We start from the raw sequence: 969 nt of genomic DNA, 5'->3' as shown, positions 1-969 counted from the left end.
AAACTTCATATCCGTATACGAATTAGCCTCATTAACTCCATCTTTTACAATATGAGAAACTTTCTCATCCGTATACTTATTGGCATCTTCAAGAACTATCTTCATCTGCTCTTCAGTATAATCATGCAACTGACCACCATTAACAGCTTGCTGAGAACCTGTTTCAATCTTTCCATCCGCTACATTATCTATCATAACAGGTTCGCTGTCATTGCCTCCTACTAACGTAACCTTATTCGTCTTTTTACCATCATCATCTTTGTCATATTTAACCGCTCCATCCATAACCGTTGTTGTAATATCTTTTACATGTTGATCAATCGTATCTACTTTCTTTTCAACCTCTTTCACTTTCTCATTCGTCTCCCATAGCTGACCTCCATTCACAACTTCTTGTGAATTCTCTTCAACTTTACCAGCTAAGACATTCTTAATCTTGCTCGACTTGTCATCATGCTTCGCGTCATACGCTCCTTCAGTTTCATTCCAATTTAAACCATTGGATGCAACATTCTTCTCAACATCATGAATACGATTGTTGATATTGGTCATACCTATATTCACACCATCAAACGCAGCTGCAACATTATCATAGCTCGTCTTCTCATCTGAACTACCGTCACTCTTAAATTGTGCAACCTTGAATTCCGGTGCACTCCATTTCCCATCCTTATAGCCGGCTCCTCCTCCTAAATAGGACGCTAAGACATTACTCATAGAATAAAGCTGTGAACCATTCACCGCATCCGTCGATGTTTCTGAAATCGCTCCACCACGCACTCCAGAAAGAGTCCGTTCCGCTCCATCAATATTGGAAAGGGTAATGCTCGTGCCACTTTTTTCGCCTCCAATGCTAATAACATGCGTCTTTTCATCTTGTTTAACTAAGCTATCACCAACAACTTTGTTAATTTCTTTATGAATATTCGTGAAAGACGTCCCTACTCCTGCTAACGCATCCGCAACATT

At 39.8% G+C, this 969-nt stretch carries 1 pseudogene; it reads right to left on the bottom strand.

From position 1 onward, the window contains the following. Nucleotides 1-969 (bottom strand): annotated as a pseudogene (locus ACFINZ_RS10025) (hypothetical protein); the annotation flags it as partial.

It is taken from the genome of Bartonella sp. AA81SXKL (genome assembly GCF_042196945.1).
Lineage (GTDB): Bacteria > Pseudomonadota > Alphaproteobacteria > Rhizobiales > Rhizobiaceae > Bartonella.
The sequence above is the reverse complement of the archived record's forward strand: the minus strand, read 5'-3'. Positions and strand labels throughout refer to the sequence as shown.